Source organism: Pseudomonas sp. NPDC087690, from assembly GCF_044743175.1.
In the GTDB taxonomy this organism is placed as follows: Bacteria; Pseudomonadota; Gammaproteobacteria; order Pseudomonadales; family Pseudomonadaceae; genus Aquipseudomonas.
This window is the reverse complement of sequence record NZ_JBIUVX010000028.1, coordinates 14818-37283: the sequence shown is the minus strand read 5'-3', so window position 1 is coordinate 37283 and position 22466 is coordinate 14818. Positions and strand designations below refer to the sequence as shown.

16 protein-coding genes are annotated in these 22466 nt (G+C 59.8%); 9 read left to right on the top strand and 7 right to left on the bottom strand.

Annotated elements, in window-relative coordinates:
• Positions 1-64 precede the first annotated feature (64 nt).
• Both ACIPIZ_RS21555 and ACIPIZ_RS21550 read left to right on the top strand, forming a co-directional pair.
• Complete coding sequence (locus ACIPIZ_RS21555) at positions 65-1033, top strand: ABC transporter ATP-binding protein (protein WP_105705439.1); 969 nt, start codon at positions 65-67, stop codon at positions 1031-1033.
• Positions 1033-2013 (top strand): peptide ABC transporter ATP-binding protein, encoded by a 981-nt coding sequence (locus ACIPIZ_RS21550; protein ID WP_064387908.1) that lies wholly within the window; start codon positions 1033-1035, stop codon positions 2011-2013. The genes ACIPIZ_RS21555 and ACIPIZ_RS21550 overlap by 1 nt, the downstream gene beginning before the upstream one ends.
• 211 nt (positions 2014-2224) lie before the next feature.
• On the opposite strand, the gene ACIPIZ_RS21545 is transcribed toward ACIPIZ_RS21550, so the two are convergent.
• From ACIPIZ_RS21545 to ACIPIZ_RS21535, 3 genes are all read right to left on the bottom strand, one after another.
• Complete coding sequence (locus ACIPIZ_RS21545; RefSeq protein ID WP_064387907.1) at positions 2225-2488, bottom strand: hypothetical protein; 264 nt, start codon at positions 2486-2488, stop codon at positions 2225-2227.
• A 156-nt stretch (positions 2489-2644) separates the two neighbouring features.
• The gene (locus ACIPIZ_RS21540) at positions 2645-3838 is read right to left on the bottom strand and encodes an MFS transporter (RefSeq protein WP_401167295.1); all 1194 of its coding nucleotides are present in this window, start codon (positions 3836-3838) and stop codon (positions 2645-2647) included.
• Positions 3839-4591: 753 nt separating this feature from the next.
• Positions 4592-6175, bottom strand: a complete 1584-nt coding sequence (locus ACIPIZ_RS21535; protein ID WP_064387905.1) for a peptide chain release factor 3 — start codon at positions 6173-6175, stop codon at positions 4592-4594.
• Positions 6176-6533: 358 nt separating this feature from the next.
• On the opposite strand from ACIPIZ_RS21535, the gene ACIPIZ_RS21530 reads away from it, so the two are divergent.
• The 5 genes from ACIPIZ_RS21530 (at position 6534) to ACIPIZ_RS21510 (ending at position 11772) form a co-directional block, all read left to right on the top strand.
• The gene (locus ACIPIZ_RS21530) at positions 6534-7223 is read left to right on the top strand and encodes an ABC transporter permease (protein ID WP_172667905.1); all 690 of its coding nucleotides are present in this window, start codon (positions 6534-6536) and stop codon (positions 7221-7223) included.
• A gap of 21 nt (positions 7224-7244) precedes the next feature.
• The gene (locus ACIPIZ_RS21525) at positions 7245-8138 is read left to right on the top strand and encodes a glycine betaine ABC transporter substrate-binding protein (protein ID WP_401167293.1); all 894 of its coding nucleotides are present in this window, start codon (positions 7245-7247) and stop codon (positions 8136-8138) included.
• Positions 8139-8150: 12 nt separating this feature from the next.
• Entirely contained in the window at positions 8151-8804 is a 654-nt protein-coding gene (locus tag ACIPIZ_RS21520; RefSeq protein ID WP_041066877.1) for an ABC transporter permease, read from the top strand.
• Entirely contained in the window at positions 8801-9958 is a 1158-nt protein-coding gene (locus tag ACIPIZ_RS21515; protein ID WP_105705433.1) for a betaine/proline/choline family ABC transporter ATP-binding protein, read from the top strand. Before ACIPIZ_RS21520 ends, ACIPIZ_RS21515 begins: the two co-directional genes overlap by 4 nt.
• Positions 9959-10608: 650 nt before the next feature.
• Positions 10609-11772: a type III PLP-dependent enzyme gene (locus ACIPIZ_RS21510; RefSeq protein WP_016986476.1), complete on the top strand. Its 1164-nt coding sequence runs from the start codon at positions 10609-10611 to the stop codon at positions 11770-11772.
• Between the two features lie 283 nt (positions 11773-12055).
• Here ACIPIZ_RS21510 and ACIPIZ_RS21505 read toward each other — a convergent pair whose 3' ends face one another.
• Together ACIPIZ_RS21505 and ACIPIZ_RS21500 are read right to left on the bottom strand one after the other, a co-directional pair.
• The gene (locus ACIPIZ_RS21505) at positions 12056-12811 is read right to left on the bottom strand and encodes a tetratricopeptide repeat protein (protein WP_105705429.1); all 756 of its coding nucleotides are present in this window, start codon (positions 12809-12811) and stop codon (positions 12056-12058) included.
• Positions 12808-13488, bottom strand: a complete 681-nt coding sequence (locus tag ACIPIZ_RS21500; RefSeq protein ID WP_064387900.1) for a Fe2+-dependent dioxygenase — start codon at positions 13486-13488, stop codon at positions 12808-12810. Before ACIPIZ_RS21500 ends, ACIPIZ_RS21505 begins: the two co-directional genes overlap by 4 nt.
• Before the next feature lie 207 nt (positions 13489-13695).
• On the opposite strand from ACIPIZ_RS21500, the gene ACIPIZ_RS21495 reads away from it, so the two are divergent.
• Together ACIPIZ_RS21495 and ACIPIZ_RS21490 are read left to right on the top strand one after the other, a co-directional pair.
• Complete coding sequence (locus ACIPIZ_RS21495; RefSeq protein ID WP_064387899.1) at positions 13696-16011, top strand: TonB-dependent siderophore receptor; 2316 nt, start codon at positions 13696-13698, stop codon at positions 16009-16011.
• A 235-nt stretch (positions 16012-16246) separates the two neighbouring features.
• A complete protein-coding gene (locus tag ACIPIZ_RS21490) occupies positions 16247-18775 on the top strand; it encodes a PepSY domain-containing protein (protein ID WP_401167316.1) in 2529 nt (842 codons plus the stop codon).
• A 224-nt stretch (positions 18776-18999) separates the two neighbouring features.
• Here ACIPIZ_RS21490 and ACIPIZ_RS21485 read toward each other — a convergent pair whose 3' ends face one another.
• Together ACIPIZ_RS21485 and ACIPIZ_RS21480 are read right to left on the bottom strand one after the other, a co-directional pair.
• Complete coding sequence (locus ACIPIZ_RS21485) at positions 19000-20541, bottom strand: alkaline phosphatase D family protein (protein ID WP_401167287.1); 1542 nt, start codon at positions 20539-20541, stop codon at positions 19000-19002.
• A gap of 186 nt (positions 20542-20727) precedes the next feature.
• Positions 20728-22461, bottom strand: a complete 1734-nt coding sequence (locus ACIPIZ_RS21480) for a PTS fructose-like transporter subunit IIB (RefSeq protein WP_401167284.1) — start codon at positions 22459-22461, stop codon at positions 20728-20730.
• Positions 22462-22466 lie beyond the last annotated feature (5 nt).

Sequence of the window (22466 nt, the reverse complement as noted above, 5' to 3'; positions counted from 1 at the left end):
ATTTACCACTCCCTTCGCGATGCGATAGAACCCAAACTCAAGAACACCGCCTCACTAAAAACCCATGTCACTGCTAGAAATCAAGAATCTCAACGTTCGCTTCGGCGACAAAAACGCGACCCCGGTGGTCGACGGCCTCGACCTCAAAGTCGACAAAGGCGAAGTACTGGCCATCGTTGGCGAGTCGGGTTCGGGTAAATCCGTGACCATGATGGCGCTGATGGGCCTGATCGAGCATCCCGGCATCGTCACCGCTGACTCGCTCAGCTTCGACGGCAAAGACATGCTCAAGCTGAGCAATCGTCAGCGTCGGCAGATCGTCGGCAAAGACTTGTCGATGGTCTTTCAGGATCCGATGACCGCGCTGAACCCGAGCTACACCGTCGGTTTCCAGATCGAAGAAGTGCTGCGTCTGCACCTGAAAATGTCCGGCAAGCAAGCGCGCAAACGTGCGATCGAACTGCTGGAAAAAGTCGAAATCCCCGGTGCTGCCAGCCGTATGGACGCCTACCCGCATCAACTGTCCGGCGGTATGAGCCAACGCGTTGCGATCGCCATGGCAATTGCCGGCGAGCCGAAACTGCTGATCGCCGACGAACCGACCACGGCACTCGACGTGACGATTCAGGCACAGATCATGGATCTGCTGCTGGCGTTGCAGAAAGAACAGAACATGGGCCTGGTGCTGATCACTCACGACCTCGCGGTCGTGGCGGAAACCGCTCAGCGCGTCTGTGTGATGTACGCCGGCCAAGCCGTTGAAGTCGGTCAGGTGCCGCAACTGTTCGACATCCCGGCGCACCCGTACAGCGAAGCGCTGCTCAAGGCGATTCCCGAGCACAGCCTCGGCGCTACACGTCTGGCCACCCTGCCGGGCATCGTCCCGGGTCGTTACGACCGTCCGCAAGGTTGCCTGCTGTCACCGCGCTGCCCGTACGTGCAGGACAGCTGCCGCGCGCAGCGTCCAGGCCTTGATCCGAAAGCCCACAGCCTCGCCCGCTGCTTCTACCCGTTGAACCAGGAGGTGGCGTAATGGCCGTCGTACTTACCGCCCGCGACCTCACCCGTCACTATGAAGTCTCCCGTGGCCTGTTCAAGGGCCACGCGACCGTGCGCGCACTCAATGGCGTGTCGTTCGAACTGGAAGCCGGCAAGACCCTCGCCGTCGTCGGTGAATCGGGCTGCGGCAAATCCACTCTGGCCCGCGCGTTGACGCTGATTGAAGATCCGTCCTCCGGCTCGTTGAAAATCGCCGGCCAGGAAGTCGCCGGCGCCGACAAGGCCCAGCGCAAGCAACTGCGCAAAGACGTGCAGATGGTCTTCCAAAGCCCGTACGCATCGTTGAACCCACGGCAGAAAGTCGGTGACCAACTCGGCGAACCACTGCTGATCAACACCAACCTTTCCGCCGCCGAACGTCGCGAAAAAGTCCAGGCGATGATGAAGCAGGTCGGCTTGCGTCCTGAGCACTATCAGCGTTATCCGCACATGTTCTCCGGTGGTCAGCGTCAGCGTATCGCGCTCGCCCGGGCGATGATGTTGCAGCCGAAAGTGCTGGTGGCAGACGAACCGACCTCGGCGCTCGACGTGTCGATTCAGGCGCAGGTGCTCAACCTGTTCATGGATCTGCAGCAGGAGTTCAACACCGCCTACGTGTTCATCTCGCACAACCTCGCAGTGGTGCAGCACGTGGCCGATGACGTGATGGTGATGTACCTCGGTCGCCCGGTGGAAATGGGCCCGAAGAACGACATCTACGAACGCCCGCTGCACCCGTACACCCAGGCGCTGCTCTCGGCGACCCCGACCATTCACCCGGACCCGAACAAGCCGAAAATCAAGATCGTCGGCGAACTGCCTAACCCGCTCAATCCGCCACCGGGCTGCGCGTTCCACAAGCGCTGCCCGTATGCGACCGAGCGTTGCAGCACTGAAGAGCCGTTGTTGCGTCCGCTGGACAACCGGCAGGTGGCTTGTCACTACGCCGAGCAGTTCCTCGACGGCGCGGCGTAAACAAATCCGGAAGCTACAAAGAAACTGTAGGAGTGAGCCTGCTCGCGATGGCGTAATTTCAGTCAACATCCTCATCGACTGATCCACCGCTATCGCGAGCAGGCTCACTCCTACAGGGATCGTATTTCAAATAGCGTTAGGTATTGAGCAAACCCCTTCCACCTCGATTGCGCATCAGTCGAGTCAGAAGGGGTTTTCTTTTGCCGGCGATTTACGTCTGGCTATCGCCCTCGTCATCCGGATCGTCGGTGTCCGGCTCGTCGGTGGTCGAGTCGTCATCATCGGCGCTGCCACCCTGCCCCTGATCGCCCGGCTCGGACTCGGACTTGGCCAACATCAGTCCGCTGTGCCCAACCTGACCATTGAAGGCCTGAGAATCGTGATCCTCGCACTCGGCCCAGGCCGTTGCGGTGCCGAGGGACAGCATGACCATCACTTTCAACAGCAATAAAACCCGTAGCAACCTGCTTTTCATAGCCGACTCCATCCATTTTCAGGTGAGACATTCGTGCCGGACTGGCGCTGTGTGAAATCTAGTTCCGATCAGTCGGACTCACCAGTTAGGACGCTAACGGGCGCGCAGAAATGCCGTCGGCGGACAGATTGCTTTCGAATAAGCTCAATAACCGGATCAGCTAAGCGCGCGGGTGGCTTGCCACGTCAACGGGATCGATATCAGCAGCAGGGTTGCACTGGCCAGCCACACGCTGTGACCGCCGAAGTTGCCGTACAGCTGACCACTGAGCACCGGCGACAGCAGCGCGCTGGCACTCCAGCTCATGAAGAACAACCCGAAGTACTGCCCACTTTTGCCACGCTGGGCAAACTGCATGGCCAATACATTCAGCGGCGGCATGAACAGCGCCTCGCCCAGCGTCCAGATCACCGTTGACAGGCAGACGAACGCCAACCCGGAACCGAACGGCAACATGCCCAGCCCGCAGGCCAGCAGCAAACTGCCCGCCACCATTTGTCGTCGCGAGCCCCAGCGCTCGCCCCAGTGCGACAGCGGGATCTGCAGCGCGATCACCAACAGCGCATTGAGCCCGAACTGCCAGCCGATCGCCTCGGTGCTCAAGTGGTAGTAATCACGCAGATAGTTGCCCAGCGTGCTGTAGACAGTGTCGAACGCGATGCCGAGCACGGCCGTCGCTGCCAGCAACCAGAGGAAGGGTTTGTCGCGGTATGGCACACCCGCTCCAACCGCGCCGGTCGTAGAAAGCTCGGCATTGATCAGCACCGGCCGACGCCATGTCGTCCGGACAAACCACAGCAAGGCCAACAACGTCATCGCTGCACTACCGAAAAACACCCAGCGAAAATCGGTCTGCGCCAACACCCCGCCCGCGACCCCGGCGGCGGCCATGCCGAGATTACGCGCCACCCGGCTCAAGGCCTGCGCACGCGAACGCTGCGCCACCTCGCAATATTCCATGATCAGGCGCTGGTGCAGGGTGCGAATGGCGCCATCAATGGTCCCGCTGAGCAACAGCAAAGCCGCCAGCAACGGCACCTGCATCACCAGCCCCAGCAGAATCAGCACCCACACCGAAATGAAAAACAACGCTGCCGTCAGCCGCGCGGTGCGCACATGATCACTGAGCCAGCCACCGAGCATCGAACCGACCAGCAAACCCGCGCCGTACGCCGACAGCAACCAGCCGACAGTCTCGATCGCCAGCCCCAGCTCCTGGCGCAGGTACAACGCCATGAACAGCTTGACCATGCTGCTCAGGCGATTGATGAACAGCAACGCCGCGAGCACCCAGGCCATCACGCCGAAATAGCCGCCGAGGCGCAGCAGGTGAGTCAGACGACTCGTCATTCCATTGACCTCTCAGAGCGACTTGGGTGGAGCTGGAACACTAACGGCCAGCAGGCTGGTTGTCGCGCTCGAGAACATCGAGATCACAAAAAACGGAGACGGCCTACAGCCATTGCGCACGATAAAACCGTGCCGAAGATCAAAAGCCCCTCACCCTAACCCTCTCCCAAAGGGAGAGGGGACTGACCGAGGTGTTTGGGAGAGCTACGCCGACGTGAAATACCGAGTCGCCCCTCAGATTCTGCAACAGATCAAAAGCCCCTCACCCTAGCCCTCTCCCAGAGGGAGAGGGGACTGACCGAGGTGTTTGGGAGAGCTACGCCGAAGTGAAATACCGAGTCGAACCAAGGATCTGAAAGGCTCACAAATCGGCTCCCTCTCCTTGGGGAGAGGGCTGGGCGGGCGGCGTTCCGATGAGGGGCAAATCCACCACAAATCCAAAGCCGACCAAGCTGTGCTCCTCACCACTCAACAGGATGAGCGTTAGCTCGGCTGCAGCTTTTGATCTTGATCCACGGGCGACGTCGGAAGGCTGAGTGGAGGGATTGATCCCGGAGCGAAGGAACCCCGAGCCCCAGCGAGCGGGCCGCACGTAGGAGCAAGCCTTTTGGGTTACCTTTTCGGCGTTTGGAAAAGGTGACTCGCCGTAAGGGCGAAACCGCCAGCCGCAGCAACCAAAAAAACGGATATACACCCAGAAAAAAGCCCCCAAGGCCAAAACCCTGGGGGCTCTCGAACAACAAAGCTCAACGCTTAATGATGCTCACGCGTCGCACGGAATTTCACATCCGGCCAACGCTCTTCCATCAACGCCAGGTTAACCCGCGTCGGCGCCAGGTAAGTCAGGTGACCACCGCCATCGACCGCCAGGTTTTCCACAGCCTTGTTGGAAAATTCCTCAAGCTTCTTCTTGTCGGCGCACTCAATCCAGCGCGCGGAATACACAGTGATCGGCTCATACGAGCACTCAACCTTGTATTCCTCTTTCAAACGGCTGGCGACCACATCGAACTGCAGCACACCCACAGCGCCAAGAATGATGTCGTTGCTGCGCTCCGGGAAGAACACCTGTGTTGCGCCCTCTTCGGCCAACTGCTGCAGCCCCTGACGCAACTGCTTGGACTTCAGCGGATCACGCAGACGCACACGACGGAACAGTTCCGGGGCAAAGTGCGGGATGCCGGTAAAGCCCAGGGTTTCACCTTCACTGAAGGTGTCGCCGATCTGGATGGTGCCGTGGTTGTGCAGACCGATGATGTCGCCGGCAAAGGCTTCTTCAAGCTGTTCACGCTCGGAGGAGAAGAACGTCAGGGCGTCGCCGATGCGCACGTCCTTGCCGGTACGCACGTGGCGCATCTTCATGCCTTTCTCGTACTTGCCCGAGCAGATACGCATGAAGGCGATACGGTCGCGGTGCTTCGGGTCCATGTTCGCCTGGATCTTGAAGATGAAGCCCGAGAACTTCTCCTCGACCGGCTCGACCGTACGTTCGTTGGCCACACGGGCCAATGGACGCGGCGCCCAATCGACAACGGCGTCGAGTACGTGGTCAACACCGAAGTTGCCCAATGCAGTACCGAAGAACACCGGAGTCAACTGACCGTCGAGGAATTCCTGCTGGTTGAATTCGTGGCAGGCGCCCTGAACCAGTTCCAACTGTTCGATGAAACGGTCGTACTCGTCGCCCAGGTGCGCGCGCGCCTCGTCCGAATCGAGCTTCTCGATGATCTTGGTTTCGGTGCGTTCGTGACCGTGACCGGCGGTGTAGACGATGATGTAGTCGTCGGCCAGGTGGTACACGCCCTTGAAGTCGCGGTAGCAACCGATCGGCCAGGTGATCGGCGCGGCTTTGATCTTCAGAACGGCTTCGATTTCGTCGAGCAGTTCGATCGGGTCGCGGATGTCACGGTCGAGTTTGTTGATGAAGCTGACGATCGGCGTGTCACGCAGACGGCAGACGTCCATCAGCGCAATGGTCCGTGGTTCGACACCTTTACCGCCGTCGAGAACCATCAATGCCGAGTCCACCGCCGTCAGAGTGCGATAGGTATCTTCGGAGAAGTCTTCGTGGCCCGGGGTGTCGAGCAGGTTGATCATGTGTTCGCGATACGGGAACTGCATGACCGACGTGGTAATGGAAATACCCCGCTGTTTCTCCATCTCCATCCAGTCGGATGTCGCATGGCGATCGGATTTACGGGATTTCACCGTACCGGCCACTGCAATCGCCTTGCCCATCAACAGGAGCTTTTCGGTGATCGTGGTTTTACCGGCATCGGGGTGGGAAATAATGGCGAAAGTGCGGCGTTTCGCGACTTCGGCGGCCTGGTTGGTCATGGGAAATCGCCTGGCGGTGATTCAAAAAAGGGCCGTGATTATAGCCCAACTCGATGCAATAACCGAACCGTTGAGCACATTAAGGGTGGCCAAATGCTGCCGCAGATGGGAACCTTTTAAAGCACGGAGACGTCCATCCCCTGTTACGAATTTTCGTCAGGGGCTGAAAAATCAGCAAGTTAGCCTGACGAGGCTGCGCTCATGGCTCGCTTTCAGACCGCTTTGCCGGGACTGAAAAACGGCTACTTTTCGCGAACGACGCTCCCGGCAGCCAAGGCTTGGCTTGCCACACGGGACTGCGCTCGCCGACTACAAAAAAAGGAGTCCGCCTGTGGCTATCCGCTATGGCAAAGGGCTGATGGGAGGTGCGGTGGTGATCGCGCTCCTGGCCCTGCTGGTCCACTGGATCGGCATCAACACGATCGAACACTACCGCGACGATTTGTTGTTTTACCTGCAAGCTCATCTGATTCTCGTCCTCGCTTCAATGCTGGCCGCCCTTGTCGTGGGCATCCCCGCCGGCATCTTCCTCAGTCGCCCGACCATGGTCGGACGCGCCGAACGCTTCATGCAGATCTTCAATATCGGTAACACCGTGCCTCCGCTGGCCGTGCTCGCGATTGCCCTGGGCATCCTCGGCATCGGCAGTGGCCCGGCGATCTTCGCTTTGTTCCTCGCCTCCTTGTTGCCGATTGTGCGCAACACCTACGAAGGCCTGAAAAATGTCCAGGGCTCGCTGAAAGAAGCAGCCGTCGGCATCGGCATGACCCCGCGCCAGGTGCTGTGGAAAGTCGAGCTGCCCAACGCCGTGCCGATCATTGTCGGTGGTGTGCGCGTGGCTTTGGCAATCAACGTCGGCACCGCGCCGCTGGCCTTCCTGATCGGTGCCAACAGCCTTGGCAGCCTGATCTTCCCTGGCATCGCCCTGAACAATCAGCCGCAACTGCTGCTCGGCGCCGCGTGCACCGCGCTGCTGGCCTTGCTGCTCGATGGCGTGGTCACCCTCGCCAGCCGTCTCTGGCTGGAACGCGGTTTGCGCCCGTCTTAAGGCTTTTGCGAAGGAATATTTATGAAACGACTTAGCTTGATCTTAGGCTGCGTATTGCTGTTCGCGGGAATCGCGCAAGCCGCTGAAAAACCGTTGATCCGCCTCGGCGCCCGGGTCTTCACCGAGCAGACCCTGCTCGCCGAAATCACCGCGCAATACCTGCGCAGCAAAGGCTACGACGCGCAGATCACCGGCGGTCTGGGCAGCAACCTCGCCCGCAGCGCCCACGAAAGCGGACAGCTGGACATGCTCTGGGAATACACCGGCGTGTCGCTGGTGGCCTACAACCATGTCACCGAGAAACTCGACAGCGCCCAGTCCTACGCCCGAGTGAAAGAACTCGACGCGAAAAAAGGCCTGGTCTGGCTGACGCCGTCGAAATTCAGCAACACCTACGCCCTCGCCCTCCCTAAAAAGGTCGCCGAGGAATATCCGCAGATCAACAACATCAGCCAGTTGAACGAAGTGCTGCGCGCCGAAGCCAAGACCAATCATCTGGTGGCTTTGGACACCGAGTTCGCCAACCGCTCCGACGGCCTGATCGGCATGGTCGATCTCTACGGCATGAACCTGACCCGCAAGAACATCCGCCAGATGGACGCGGGCCTGGTCTACACCGCGTTGCGCAACGGTCAGGTGTTTGCCGGTCTGGTCTACACCACCGACGGTCGCCTCAACGCCTTCGGCCTGAAGTTGCTGGAAGACGACAAGCACTATTTCCCCGACTACACCGCCGCGCCGGTGGTGCGTCAGGCAACGCTGGACGCCAATCCGAAACTGGCCGAGCAACTCAAGCCACTGGCCGAACTGTTCGATGACGAAACCATGCGCCAGCTCAACGCGCGGGTCGACGTCGATCACGAAAGCCCATCGAAAGTGGCCGCCGATTTCCTGCGCCAGCACCCACTTGATTAAGGAGGAAAAGTCATGGAATTTCTGAACGCCTTTTCCCACCTCGACTGGCAGCAGGTGATGCACCTGACCTGGCAGCACATCACCCTCGTCGGCATCGCCGTGACGTTGGCGATCCTCATCGGCGTGCCGCTGGGCATCCTGATGACGCGTTTTCCGACGCTCGCCGGGCCTTTGCAGGCCAGCGCCACGGTGCTGCTGACCGTGCCGTCGATTGCCCTGTTCGGTCTGCTGCTGCCGTTCTACTCCAAGTTCGGCCAGGGCCTCGGCCCGATGCCGGCGATCACCGCCGTGTTCCTGTATTCACTGCTGCCGATCATGCGCAACACCTACCTCGCCCTCACTGGCGTCGAACCGGGCATCCGTGAAGCCGCACGCGGCATCGGCATGACCTTCGGCCAGCGCCTGCGCATGGTCGAACTGCCGATCGCCGTGCCGGTGATCCTCGCTGGCGTGCGCACCGCCGTGGTAATGAACATCGGCGTGATGACCATTGCCGCAACCATCGGCGCCGGCGGCCTCGGTGTGTTGATCCTCGCTTCCATCAGCCGCAGTGACATGTCGATGCTGATCGTCGGCGCACTGCTGGTCAGTCTTCTGGCGATCTTCGCCGACCTTCTCCTGCAGTGGCTGCAACGTACGCTGACTCCAAAAGGACTGCTCAAATGATCGAACTTCAAAACCTCAGCAAAACTTTCCAAAGCAACGGCAAAGACGTCAAAGCCGTGGACTCGGTAAGCCTGACCGTCAATGAAGGCGAAATCTGTGTGTTCCTCGGGCCATCGGGTTGCGGCAAAAGCACCACGCTGAAGATGATCAACCGCCTGATCAAACCGACCTCGGGCAAGATCCTCATCAACGGCGAAGACACTACCGATCTCGACGAAGTGACCCTGCGTCGCAACATCGGTTACGTGATCCAGCAGATCGGTCTGTTCCCCAACATGACCATCGAAGAGAACATCGTCGTCGTGCCGAAACTGCTCGGCTGGGACAAACAGAAATGCCACGACCGCGCCCGCGAATTGATGAGCATGATCAAGCTGGAGCCCAAGCAGTATCTGCATCGCTACCCGCGTGAACTGTCCGGTGGTCAGCAACAGCGCATCGGTGTAATCCGTGCACTGGCCGCTGATGCGCCGCTGCTGCTGATGGACGAGCCGTTCGGTGCGGTTGACCCGATCAACCGCGAGATGATCCAGAACGAATTCTTCGAGATGCAGCGCGCGCTGAACAAGACCGTGATCATGGTCAGCCACGACATCGACGAAGCGATCAAACTCGGCGACAAGATTGCAATTTTCCGCGCCGGCAAACTGCTGCAGATCGATCATCCGGACACGCTGTTGGCGCACCCGGCGGACGATTTTGTCAGCAACTTCGTCGGCCAGGACAGCACGCTCAAGCGTCTGTTGCTGGTGAAGGCGGAAGACGCGGCGGACAACGCGCCGTCGGTGAGCCCGGAAACGCCGGTGGCCGATGCGCTGGAATTGATGGACGAACATGACCGCCGTTATGTCGTGGTCACTTGCGCCGAGAACAAAGCGCTGGGGTATGTGCGTCGTCGTGATCTGCATCGTCAGACCGGCACTTGCGCGCAATATCTGCGCGAGTTCAACGCCACGGCGGCGTACGACGAGCATCTGCGCATCCTGCTGTCGCGCATGTACGAGTTCAATCGCGCATGGTTGCCGGTGATGGATGCCGAGCGGGTGTTCCTCGGTGAGGTCACGCAGGAGTCGATTGCGGCTTATCTGAGTTCGGGGCGTTCGCGTGGGATGAAGACCAATATCGTCTCGCCGGCTGAGGCGGTGGTCGCCTGATCAACCGGTAAAACACAAAACCCTGTAGGAGTGAGCCTGCTCGCGATAACGCAATATCAGTCAATGAAGATGTCGGCTGAAAAAAAGTCATCGCGAGCAGGCTCACTCCTACAGAACCGGGGGTGTTACCAAGTCATTCACAAGGCGGAAAAGAATCTCAACACCTGAGAACCAGACAGCATGCGCTGGGTAGCCTTCCAAACAACCAAAATCCCCCTCACCCCGCCCTCTCGCCGCCAACGTCGCCGATGTTGCCGCCATCACACTTCCCCACGACTTAGCCGACATAATCCGCGAACGTGCAGGTATTTTTAACACTCGAAAATTCTCGGGGAACATCTGCCCGTCATCTCGGTCGGCTACAAAGAGTGATGAACGCGACGCACGTCAGAAGCGTGCAAAAACGCGACATTTTTAGTTGATCTCACGCCCCTCACGCCCTAAAGTTCGCGCCGAACGTCCATGCTGGAAACGATCCATCCGGCTCAAGTACTGACGACGAGACAGCAAGGCCAAGGGAAAGCTGCACATCCCATGGCCTTTTTGCTTTCGGCGACATGCCTTGGGAAGTAGGCGAACCAAAGTGGGGATACGGAGGGCGTTCATTTGCACCCATTGATTAACTTAGTTTGCCAGTAGGAGTTCCCAGCATGTCGATCCAGGTCGAAGACTATTTTGCGCGCGCTACATTCGACAAAATGAAGGCGTTTGCCGACAAACAGGAAACCCCGTTCGTGGTGATCGACACCGCGATGATCAGCCAGGCCTACGATGACCTGCGCGCCGGTTTCGAATTCGCCAAGGTCTACTACGCGGTCAAGGCCAACCCGGCCGTCGAGATCATCGACCTGCTCAAAGAGAAAGGTTCGAGCTTCGACATCGCTTCGATCTACGAGCTGGACAAGGTAATGGATCGCGGCGTCAGCGCCGACCGTATCAGCTACGGCAACACCATCAAGAAATCCAAGGACATCCGCTACTTCTACGAGAAGGGCGTGCGTCTGTTCTCCACCGACTCCGAAGCCGACCTGCGCAACATCGCCAAGGCTGCCCCGGGCTCGAAAGTCTACGTGCGAATCCTCACCGAGGGCTCGACCACCGCTGACTGGCCACTGTCGCGCAAATTCGGCTGCCAGACCGACATGGCCATGGATCTGCTGATCCTCGCTCGCGACCTGGGTCTGGTGCCTTACGGCATTTCCTTCCACGTTGGCTCGCAGCAACGCGACATCAGCGTCTGGGACGCAGCAATCGCCAAGGTCAAAGTGATCTTCGAGCGTCTGAAAGAAGAAGACGGCATCCACCTCAAGCTGATCAACATGGGCGGCGGCTTCCCGGCCAACTACATCACCCGCACCAACAGCCTGGAAACCTACGCCGAAGAAATCATCCGCTTCCTGAAGGAAGACTTCGGCGATGACCTGCCGGAAATCATTCTGGAACCGGGCCGTTCGCTGATCGCCAACGCCGGTATTCTGGTCAGCGAAGTGGTATTGGTCGCACGCAAGTCGCGCACGGCGGTCGAGCGTTGGGTGTATACCGATGTGGGCAAGTTCTCCGGCCTGATCGAAACCATGGACGAAGCGATCAAGTTCCCGATCTGGACCGAAAAGAAAGGCGAGATGGAAGAAGTCGTTATCGCCGGCCCGACCTGCGACAGCGCTGACATCATGTACGAGAACTACAAGTACGGTTTGCCGCTGAACCTGGCGATCGGTGATCGGTTGTACTGGTTGTCGACCGGTGCCTACACCACCAGTTACAGCGCAGTCGAGTTCAATGGCTTTCCGCCGTTGAAGTCGTTTTACGTGTAAGCGCTTAAGCCGTAATGCAAAAAGCCCATGACGTGTCATGGGCTTTTTTGTGTCTGTGCGTTCGGCTTGAAGTTTTGCGGGGTACTTGAAACCGAGGCCCCTCACCCCAGTCCTCTCCCAAAGGAGAGGGAGCCGACCGAGGTGTAAAGCGTCATTCACCGACCGGAAATACCGCGTCGATTATGGATTCGGCAAAGCACTTTCAGGTCGGCGCACCTCTCAAGCATCCCCCAATCGGTCCCCTCTACCTCCGGGAGAGGGCTAGGGTGAGGGCTTTGCGAATTCAGACGCGCTGCAAGTCTGTGCATCGACGCACGAACCGAGCAGCCATCCCCTGAATCCTGGGATCTGTCGCACCTAGCAGCGCCTGACTCGCCAACCGCAGAAAATTCAGATTACCGCCGGCCAAAGCTTTCTCAAGCCAATCGACCGCCTCATCAATCCGCCCTTCATCCGCCAACACCGCCGCGAAACTGAACTGCCCACGAAAATCCCCACCCACAGCCGAACGCCGATACCAATCACGCGCCGCCGTAAGATCCGCCGGGCACACCTGCCCTTCTTCCAGATACCGCCCCAGCAGATTCATCGATTTCGCATGGCCCAATTCAGCCGCACGCCGATACAACGCCAGCGCCTGCAGATGATCCACTGCGACACCCCGCCCGGTCGCCAGCAGATTGGCCAGGTTGTACATCGCCCAATCCAGCCCAGCATCAGCTGCAATGCGGTATTGCTGCGCGGCAATTGACGCATTCGCCGCTACGCCCCAACCGTGTTCATGGCAGCGACCAAGCATGTTGCGCGCCATCAGATGCCCACGCCCCGCCGCGATGCCAAACCAGCGCAGCGCCAGCGCCTGATCCTGCGCAATGCCTTGGCCATCCAGCAGAATCTGTCCGAGCAACGCTTGCGCTTCGACAACGCCTTCACCCGCGGCGAGCAGAATCGCCTGCGCCGCGCGAGCCGGGCTTTCTTCGAGCATCGCGCTGAGTTGCGCGCCGTCGAGGACTTCCTCGCGGCGTAGTTGAAAACTCATACCTCGACCCAGCGACGCAGCAGGTTGTGATAAGTGCCGGTGAGGCGGATCAGCGAAGGATGATCAGGCAGGTCTTGCGTCAGTTGCTGGATCGCGCCGTCCATCTCGAACAGCAACGCACGCTGGCTGTCTTCGCGTACCAGGCTCTGCGTCCAGAAGAATGAGGCGTAGCGCGCGCCACGAGTAACTGCGTTGACTTTATGCAGGCTGGTGCCGGGATACAAAACCATATCACCGGCCGGCAGTTTCACTTGCCGAGTGCCGTAGGTGTCCTGGATTTCCAGCTCGCCGCCGTCGTAATCCTCAGGCTCGCTGAAAAACAGCGTCGCCGACAGATCGGTGCGCACCCGCTCGATGCTGCCCTTGGGCTGGCGCACCGCATTGTCGATGTGGAAATCGAAACTGCCGCCGGCCGTGTAACAGTTCACTAACGGCGGGAAGACTTTGTGCGGCAACGCGGCGGACATGAACAGCGGATTTTTCCACAGCCGCTCAAGCATCGCCGCACCGATTTCCTTGGCTAGCGGATGGCCTTCAGGCAACTGTAAATTGTGCTTGGCCTTGGCCGACTGGAAACCAGCGGTGATCTTGCCATCAGCCCAATCGGCCTGCTCCAGAGCCTCGCGAATGCGCTGCACCTCGTCTTTCGCGAACAATCCAGGGATGTGCAGCAGCATGGCGATGTCACCAGATGGCAAAGAGGCGGCAATGGTATTGATTCTTATTGGCCATGTAAAACCCGGGAGACGAATGAACTGGCAAAAACCGTAAGGTTAAATTGTAAAGAATGTAAATTCAGTGCAGTTAGCAATGTTTCGCAATTGATACGAATACCTGTTTACCCTATATTCCGCCGCCTCAAATCCTTGGGGAGGGGAATAAAAATGGCACGTCAACACGCACAATTACCGGTCAGTTCACCACGTCTGCTCGCCTCAGCTATTGGCGTAGCGATCACCGCCGGCTCCGCTGGCCATATGGTCTTCGCTGCGGAAAAAACCGACAGCAAAGCCTCCGGCAATGCCATCGCCCTGGACGCCACCGCCATCAACGGCGAAGCGCAGGACCCAACGTCCTACCAGGTCGAGAAAGCCTCCTCGCCCAAGTACACCGCACCACTGGTCGATACGCCGCGCTCGGTGACCGTTATTCCACAACAAGTCTTGAAAGACACCGGCGCCCTGAACATGCAGGACGCGCTGCGCACCGTGCCGGGAATCACTTTCGGTGCCGGTGAAGGTGGTAATCCACAGGGCGACCGTCCGTTCATCCGTGGTTTCGACGCCCAAGGCGACACCTACCTCGACGGCGTGCGCGACACCGGTTCACAGAGCCGCGAGATCTTCGCCGTAGAAAACATTGAAGTCAGCAAGGGCCCGAACTCCGCCATCGGCGGTCGTGGCGCAGCAGGCGGCAGCATCAACCTGGTGAGCAAGAAAGCGCACCTGGGCAACTCGTTCGACGGTGGTTTCACCTGGGGCTCCGACCAGACCCAGCGTTACACCCTCGACGGTAACTACCAGTTCAGCGACACCGCGGCTGGCCGTCTGAACCTGATGAGCCACGAGAGCAATGTCGCCGGTCGTGACAAGGTCGATTACGACCGTTGGGGTATCGCCCCGTCCCTGGCGTTTGGCCTGGGCACCGACACCCGCGTCAACCTCGATTACTACCATCTGGAAAGCAACGACACCCCGGATTCGGGCGTGCCGTACACCATTCCTGCCGGTGGCTCCGCTGCACGCACCAAGTCCAATCCGGACAAGCCTTACGCCGGCGGTGATCACAGCAACTTCTACGGTCTGGATCGCGACTTCCGCAAGGGCCGCACCGACACCGCGACCTTCGCCATCGAGCATGACCTGAGCGACTCGCTGACCCTCAAGAACACCCTGCGTCACGGCACCAGCATGCAGGATTACATCCTGACCCAGCCGGACGACAGCAAGGGCAACGTCAACAACGGCAGCGTCTGGCGTCGTGCCAATACTCGGGTGAGCAACACCGAGACCACCACCAACCAGACCGACCTGTTCGGCAACTTCTACGTCGCCGGCTTCAAGAACAGCTTCTCCACCGGTGTCGAATACACCCGTGAGGAAAGCCAGAAGTCCTCGTACAACGTCAACACCGACACCACGCCGCGCACCAGCGCCGCGACCACCAACTGCAACCCGGGTCTGATCGGCGCAGCCAGTGGCTACAACTGCACCTCGCTGTCGAACCCGAACCCGAACGATCCGTGGAACGGCGCCATCTCGCGCAACTACGCCGGCACCGACACCCAGTCCGACACTTACGCACTGTATGTATTCGACACCCTGGAGCTGTCGGAGCAATGGCTGGTGAACATGGGCCTGCGTTACGACCACTTCGAAACCGGCTACAAGTCCTACAACAACGCTGGCAGCACTACCTCCAAGGGTGATGACACCAGCGAGTTCGTCACCGGTCAGTTCGGTGTCGTCTACAAGCCAGCAGAGAACGGCAGCATTTACGCGTCCTACGCTACCTCGGCGACGCCACCGGGCAACACGCTGGGTGAAGGTCAGGAAGGCAACCCATTGGGCGGCACGGCAGATCGCAGCGGCAACCTGTTGAGCAGCGACATGGAGCCGGAAACCACCAAGAACTACGAAATCGGCACCAAGTGGGATCTGCTCAACGATCGCCTGTCGCTGACCGCTGACATCTTCCGCACCGAGAAAGAAAACGCTCGTGTGCAAGTCGATACCTCGTCGTACGAAAATGCCGGCAAGACCCGCGTGCAAGGCGTCGAACTGTCGGCCAGCGGCAAGATCACCGACAAATGGCAAGTGTTCGCCGGCTACGCCTACATGGACAGCGAACAAGTCGACGGCGGTCCACTGGGCCGCGCCAACGATGGCAACGAACTGCCGAACACGCCGAAGAACAGCGCCAGTCTGTGGACCACTTACCAGGTCACGCCGAAGCTGACTATCGGTGGCGGTGCGTTCTACGTGGATGACGTGTTTGGCAGCGTGGCCAACACCACCATGGTCGATTCGTATGTGCGTTACGACGCGATGGCAGCCTACAAGCTGACCAAGAACGTCGACCTGCAACTCAACGTGCAGAACCTGACCAACGAAAACTACTACGACAAAGCCTTCTCGACCCACTTCGCCAACCAGGCGGCGGGCCGGACGGCGCTGTTGAGCACCAATTTCCACTTCTGACCGATGTGGAAACCTGTGGGAGCGAGCCTGCTCGCGAATGCGGTGGGTCAGTTAAGTAGAGGCTGACTGACACGACGCCTTCGCGAGCAGGCTCGCTCCCACAAGGTATGCGCCGCAAGGCTTGGCCCCGTTCATTCAATTGAACGGGGCTTTTCTGCGTAATAAAGAACGCTTCTCGATAACCCACGGCATAATGCGCGCCGTGAAGACAATTTCCGAATGGACGGCGAGTGACGTGTTGAAGAAAACCCTGTTCCAGTTGCACTGGTTTTTTGGCATCACCGCAGGCCTGGTGCTGGCCCTGATGGGCATCACCGGCGCGGCCTATTCGTTTCAGGACGAAATCCTGCGGGCGATCAATCCGTCCGTGCTGCAAGTGGAAAAACAAGTCGCCGGCGTCCTTCCGCCCGTCGAACTGGTCGAGCGCATCGAAGCCACCTCGGGCAAGAAAGTCTCGATGCTCTGGGTCGAGACCGACAGCGGTAACGCGGCGAAAGTTTTCTTCACCCCGCCCAAGGGCGAACGTCGCGGCGAAATGCGCTACTTCGACCCCTACACCGGCGAGTTCATGGGCGATGCCGTCGGCCAGGACTTCTTCGGCCTGATGCTGCAACTGCACCGCTTCCTCGCCATGGGCGATACCGGGCGCAACATCACCGGCGCCTGCACGCTGATCCTGCTGTTTTTCTGCCTCTCCGGTCTGTACCTGCGCTGGCCGCGACAGTGGAACAGCTGGCGCGTATGGCTGACGCTGGACTGGAAGAAAAAGGGCCGCACTTTCAATTGGGATCTGCATTCGGTGGCGGGCACCTGGTGCCTGTTGGTCTATCTGCTGCTGGCGCTGACCGGGTTGTCGTGGTCGTACGAGTGGTACAACAAAGGCCTGACCAAATTGCTCTCCGACGCGCCGCAAAACGAACGCGTACGCGGTGGTCGCGGCCCGGCGCCGGAAGGCCCGGCGCCAATCGCCGACTACGCGGCGATGTGGAGCAGTATCTACAGCGCGGCAGGTCCGGGCCTGTCTGCCTACAACATTCGGATGCCGCCTGTGGCCGGTCAACCGGCGACGGTGTTTTACCTGCTCGACAGTTCGCCGCATGATCGTGCGCTCAACCAGATCACCCTCGACCCGGCCACCGGCATCGTCAAACGCGTCGACCGCTACGCCGACAAGAGCTTCAAGGCACAACTGCTGACGAGCATTTATGCGCTGCACGTCGGCAGCTATTTCGGCCTCGTCGGGCGAATCATCATCACCCTTGCGGCGGTGTGCATGCCGTTGTTCTTCATCACCGGCTGGCTGCTGTACCTCGATCGCCGACGCAAGAAAAAACAGATCAAGGATGCGCGCAAAGGCCTCGATCAACCGGCGGGCGACGCCTCGGCATGGCTGATCGGTTTCGCCAGTCAAAGCGGTTTCGCCGAGCAACTGGCGTGGCAGACCGCCGGGCAATTGCAGGCCGCCGGACTGCCGGTGAAAGTGCAGCCACTGGCGAATGTCAGCGAGCAGGATCTGCGTGAATCGAACAATGCGTTGTTTGTCGTCAGCACCTTCGGTGACGGCGAAGCACCGGACAGCGCTCGTGGTTTCGAGCGCAAAGTCTTGAGCAAAGCCTCGACACTCGACAGCTTGAACTACGCGGTGCTCGGTCTCGGCGATCGTCAGTATCAGCACTTCTGCGGTTTCGCCAAACGCCTGCATCAATGGCTGAGCGAACACGGCGGCAAGACGCTGTTTGCGCCAGTGGAAGTCGACAGTGGCGACCCGTATGCGCTGCGCCACTGGCAGACGCAACTCGGCCTGCTCACCGGGCAAGCGCCGGTTGATACCTGGCAAGCGCCGAGCTACGACAACTGGACGCTGGCACGTCGCGAACTGATGAACCCGGACAGCAGCGGTTCGCCGGTTTATCTGTTGGGCCTGAGCGCACCGAATACCAGCAGTTGGTTAGCTGGCGACCTGGTCGAAGTGCTACCGCGCAACTGCCCGTGGGCCATCGAACATTTCCTCGACGGCCTCGGCATTCGTGGCGAGACCACGGTGAAAATCAACGGCCTCGACGAGCCGCTGGAAGTCGCATTGGCTTCGCGTCAATTGCCGGAGCATCGCGCGCATCTGGTCGGTTTGCATGCGCAGTCGCTGGTCGATGCGATGGTGCCGCTGGCCATGCGCGAATACTCGATCGCCTCGATTGCCGCCGACGGTGTGCTGGAGCTGATCGTGCGTCAGGAGCAGCATTCGGATGGCAGTCTGGGCATTGGCTCTGGCTGGCTGACCGAGCATGCGCCGGTGGGCGGCAGCATCAGTTTGCGGGTTCGACGCAACAGTGGTTTCCACCTGCCGAACGACCCCGTGCCGATGATTCTGCTGGGCAACGGCACCGGTCTGGCCGGGTTGCGCAGTTTGCTCAAGGCGCGGATTGCCGATGGTCAACAGCGTCAGTGGTTGCTGTTTGGCGAGCGCAATCGTGAACACGATTTCCTCTGCCGTGCGGAGCTGGAAGAGTGGTTGATCAACGGTGATCTGGAGCGGCTGGATCTAGCGTTTTCGCGGGATCAGGCGGAGAAGATTTATGTGCAGGATCGCTTGCGTGAGTCGGCTGATGAGCTGAAGAAATGGCTGGCGGAGGGGGCGGTGATTTATATCTGTGGCAGCTTGCAGGGGATGGCTTCGGGGGTTGATCAGGTGCTTAACGACATTCTCGGGGCAGCCGAAGTGGAGCGGTTGATTGAGCAGGGTCGATATCGGCGTGATGTCTATTAAAGAGCCCCTCACCCTAACCCTCTCCCGGAGGGAGAGGGAACTGATTGGGGGATGCTTGAGATGTACGCCGACCTGCGACTGCTTTACCGAATCCATAATCGAGAAAGGCTTTGTGCTGATCTCATAATCAACTCGGTCTTTCAGGTCGACGTACCTCTTCAAACACCTCGATCGGCTCCCTCTCCCTCCGGGAGAGGGCTGGGGTGAGGGTCAGCTTTTGATCTTCAAGCGGGCTGCAACTTTTGCTCGAAAACGGCTACGCCATTAAGATCGCGCAATACCACGCTCATTTCACCGCTCTGCCCTTCAATATTCACCTCGCCAAAAAACTGAAACCCGGCAAACGGTGATGCGTTCTGCGCCGGCGGCGCTTTCTCGAACACCACCTCCGGGCCAAAGGTTTTATCCAAAGGATTAGGCCCAAAGCTCCCGGCATTCAACGGCCCCGCGACAAACTCCCAAAACGGTTCGAAATCCTGAAACGCCGCGCGATCCGGGTGATAGTGATGCGCCGCGCAGTAATGCACGTCGGCGGTGAGGAAGACGAAATTGCGCACCTGCTGTGCGCGCAGATAGCCGAGCAATTCGGCGATTTCCAGCTCGCGCCCCTGCGCCGCTCCCGGATCACCATTGGCCACCGCTTCCCAACGCGCCACACCCGGACTGACCTCGCCATCGGGCACGCCAAGACCAATTGGCATGTCGGCGGCGATGACCTTCCATTGCGCTTTGGATTTCTTCAAGCCGCGCTTGAGCCAGTCGAGTTGCTCACGCCCGAGGAACGGTTTCGCCGCGCCGAGGTTGTCGTCGTTGGCGCCGCGATAGCTGCGCATATCGAGCACGAACACATCGAGCATCGGGCCGTAGCTGAGCTTGCGATAAATACGCCCGCCACCGTCGGCAGCCTGCAAACGCATCGGCGAATATTCCAGCCAGGCCTTACGCGCACGCCCGACCAGGGTGTGGATATCTTTCTCCTGATAACGCTCGTCGAGTTGCTTGCCCGGTGACCAGTTGTTGACCACCTCATGGTCGTCCCACTGCCAGATCTGTGGCACTTCGGCGTTGAAGCGACGGATGTTTTCGTCCATCAGGTTGTAGCGGTAGTTGCCGCGATAATCGTCGAGGGTCTGCGCGACTTTGCTCTTGGCTTCGGTGGTGAGGTTGCGCCAGATCCGGCCACCTTCAGTGGTGAGCTGCGCGGGCACCGGGCCGTCGGCGTAGATGGTGTCGCCGCTGTGGATAAAAAAGTCCGGCAGGCGCAGACGCATGGCTTCGTAGATGCGCATGCCGCCGATGTCGGGGTTGATACCGAAGCCTTGGCCGACGGTGTCGCCGCTCCAGACAAAACGAATGTTGCGCCGCGCCGTCGGTGCGCTGCGCAGGTGACCCAGCCACGGTTCGCTGGCGACGCTGGTCTGCGCATCCTTGAAATAAACCCGATAAAAAATCGCCTGATCGGCCGGCAGCCCGGTGAGCTCGACCCGAGCGGTGAAATCTGTGCGCGCATCGGCCAGCGCCGAGACCAATCGGCGGGGATGGCGAAACTGGCTGCGGGTGTCCCACTCGACCACCATATGCGCCGGCCGATCGCTGCGACTCCAGATCATCGCGCGGTCGCCCTGCAGGTCGCCGGACTGCACGCCATCGGTGAGTTGCGGGCGGTCCTTGACCGAGGCAATCACCGCCGGCGCCAGCCCTGGCATCAGCAGACCGGCGCCGACGACTTGCATGACACGCCGGCGACCGGGGTTGAAATCGCTCATGGTGTTCTCCCTGAGAAAAGGAAAACTTAAGCACGCGATCATGAAACACACATGACACCAGACACACCGCGGAACCCATTGTAGGAGTGAGCCTGCTCGCGATAGCGGTATACCTGCCAACATTCATGTCACTGACAGACCGCTATCGCGAGCAGGCTCACTCCTACAAGGGTTTTGTGTTGTCAGTCAGGCCTTGGCGGGCTCCAGCGCCAACTCGACGGCTTCAGGCCGTTTGACCGTCGCATAGACCACAGCGGTCAACAAACTCCCCGCGACAATCGCCAGCAGATACAGCAACGCATGGTTGATCGCATTCGGAATCGCCAACACAAACAAGCCACCGTGCGGCGCCATCAACTTGCAGCCGAAATACATCGACAACGCACCGGTCAACGCACCACCGGCAATGCTCGCCGGAATCACCCGCAACGGATCTTTCGCGGCAAACGGAATCGCCCCTTCGGAGATAAAGCACAGCCCCAATACCAGCGCCGCTTTACCCGCCTCACGTTCGGTCTGGGCAAACTTGCGCCGCGCAATAAACGTGGCGATGCCCAGGCCAATCGGCGGCACCATCCCCGCCGCCATCGTCGCCGCCATCGGCGCATAACTTTGCGACGCCAGCAGCCCCACCGAGAACGCATACGCGGCTTTGTTGATCGGCCCGCCGAGGTCGACGCACATCATGCCGCCGAGCAACACACCGAGCAGAATCGCGTTGGTGGTGCCCATGCTATCGAGGAAATGCGTGAGCGCCCCGAGCATGCCGGCGACCGGTTTGCCGACCACGTAGATCATCACCAGACCGGTGAACAGGCTGGCGAACAACGGAATGATCAGAATCGGTTTCAGCGCCTCAAGACTTTGCGGCAAGGCGACATATCGACTGATCGCCTTCGCCGCATAACCGGCGATAAAACCGGCGACGATGCCGCCGATAAAACCGGCGCCCAAGGTGCTCGCCAACAGACCACCGATCATCCCCGGCGCCAGACCTGGACGGTCAGCAATCGAATAGGCGATGTAACCCGCCAGCAACGGCACCATCAGTTTGAACGCGGTCTCGCCGCCGATCTGCATCAGCGCAGCGGCCAAGGTGCCTTCTTCCTTGAACGCGGTGATGCCGAACACGAACGACAGCGCGATCATCAAACCGCCCGCCACGACCATCGGCAGCATGAACGACACGCCGGTCAGCAGGTGTTTGTAGATGCCGGTTTTCTCTGGCTTGGCCGGTGTTTTGCCGTTACTGGCTGCGCTTTCCACAACAGCTTCGGCCAGCGCTTTTTTCAGCGTGGCTTCGGACTGCTTCAAGGCGATCCCAGTGCCGCAGCGATAGATTTTCTTGCCGGCGAAACGCTCGGTAGCGACTTCGATGTCCGCCGCCAGCAACACCACGTCTGCCTCGGCAATCGCCGCTGCGCTCAACGGAGTTTTCGCGCCCACCGAGCCTTGGGTTTCGACCTGCAATTCATAGCCCAGACGCTTGGCGGTTTGCTGCAAGGCTTCGGCCGCCATGAAGGTGTGGGCGACACCGGTCGGGCACGCGGTGATGGCGACGATGCGTGGCGCACGCGGCGCATCAGCCACCGGTTCAGCCGCGCTGGCAACGTAGACCTCAGCCTCTTCTGCGCCACGGCGCAGCACTGCTTCAACATCCTGCAACGCCTGCGCCGGGGCAATCTGGAACACACGTTTGCCGACAAAACGTGTCATGTCGACCGCGCCGGTGGCGACCAGCAAAACCCACTCCGCCGCTTCGATTGTCGCTGCCGACAACTCGCGTTCCGGGTGCGCGGCATCGACCACTTCAACGCTGGTGCTCCAGCCCTGACGCTGCGCCGCCGCATCGAGCAAGCGCGCGCACAGCACACTGGTGACCATGCCGTTCGGGCAAGCCGTAACAATGGCTAGTTTCATGACAA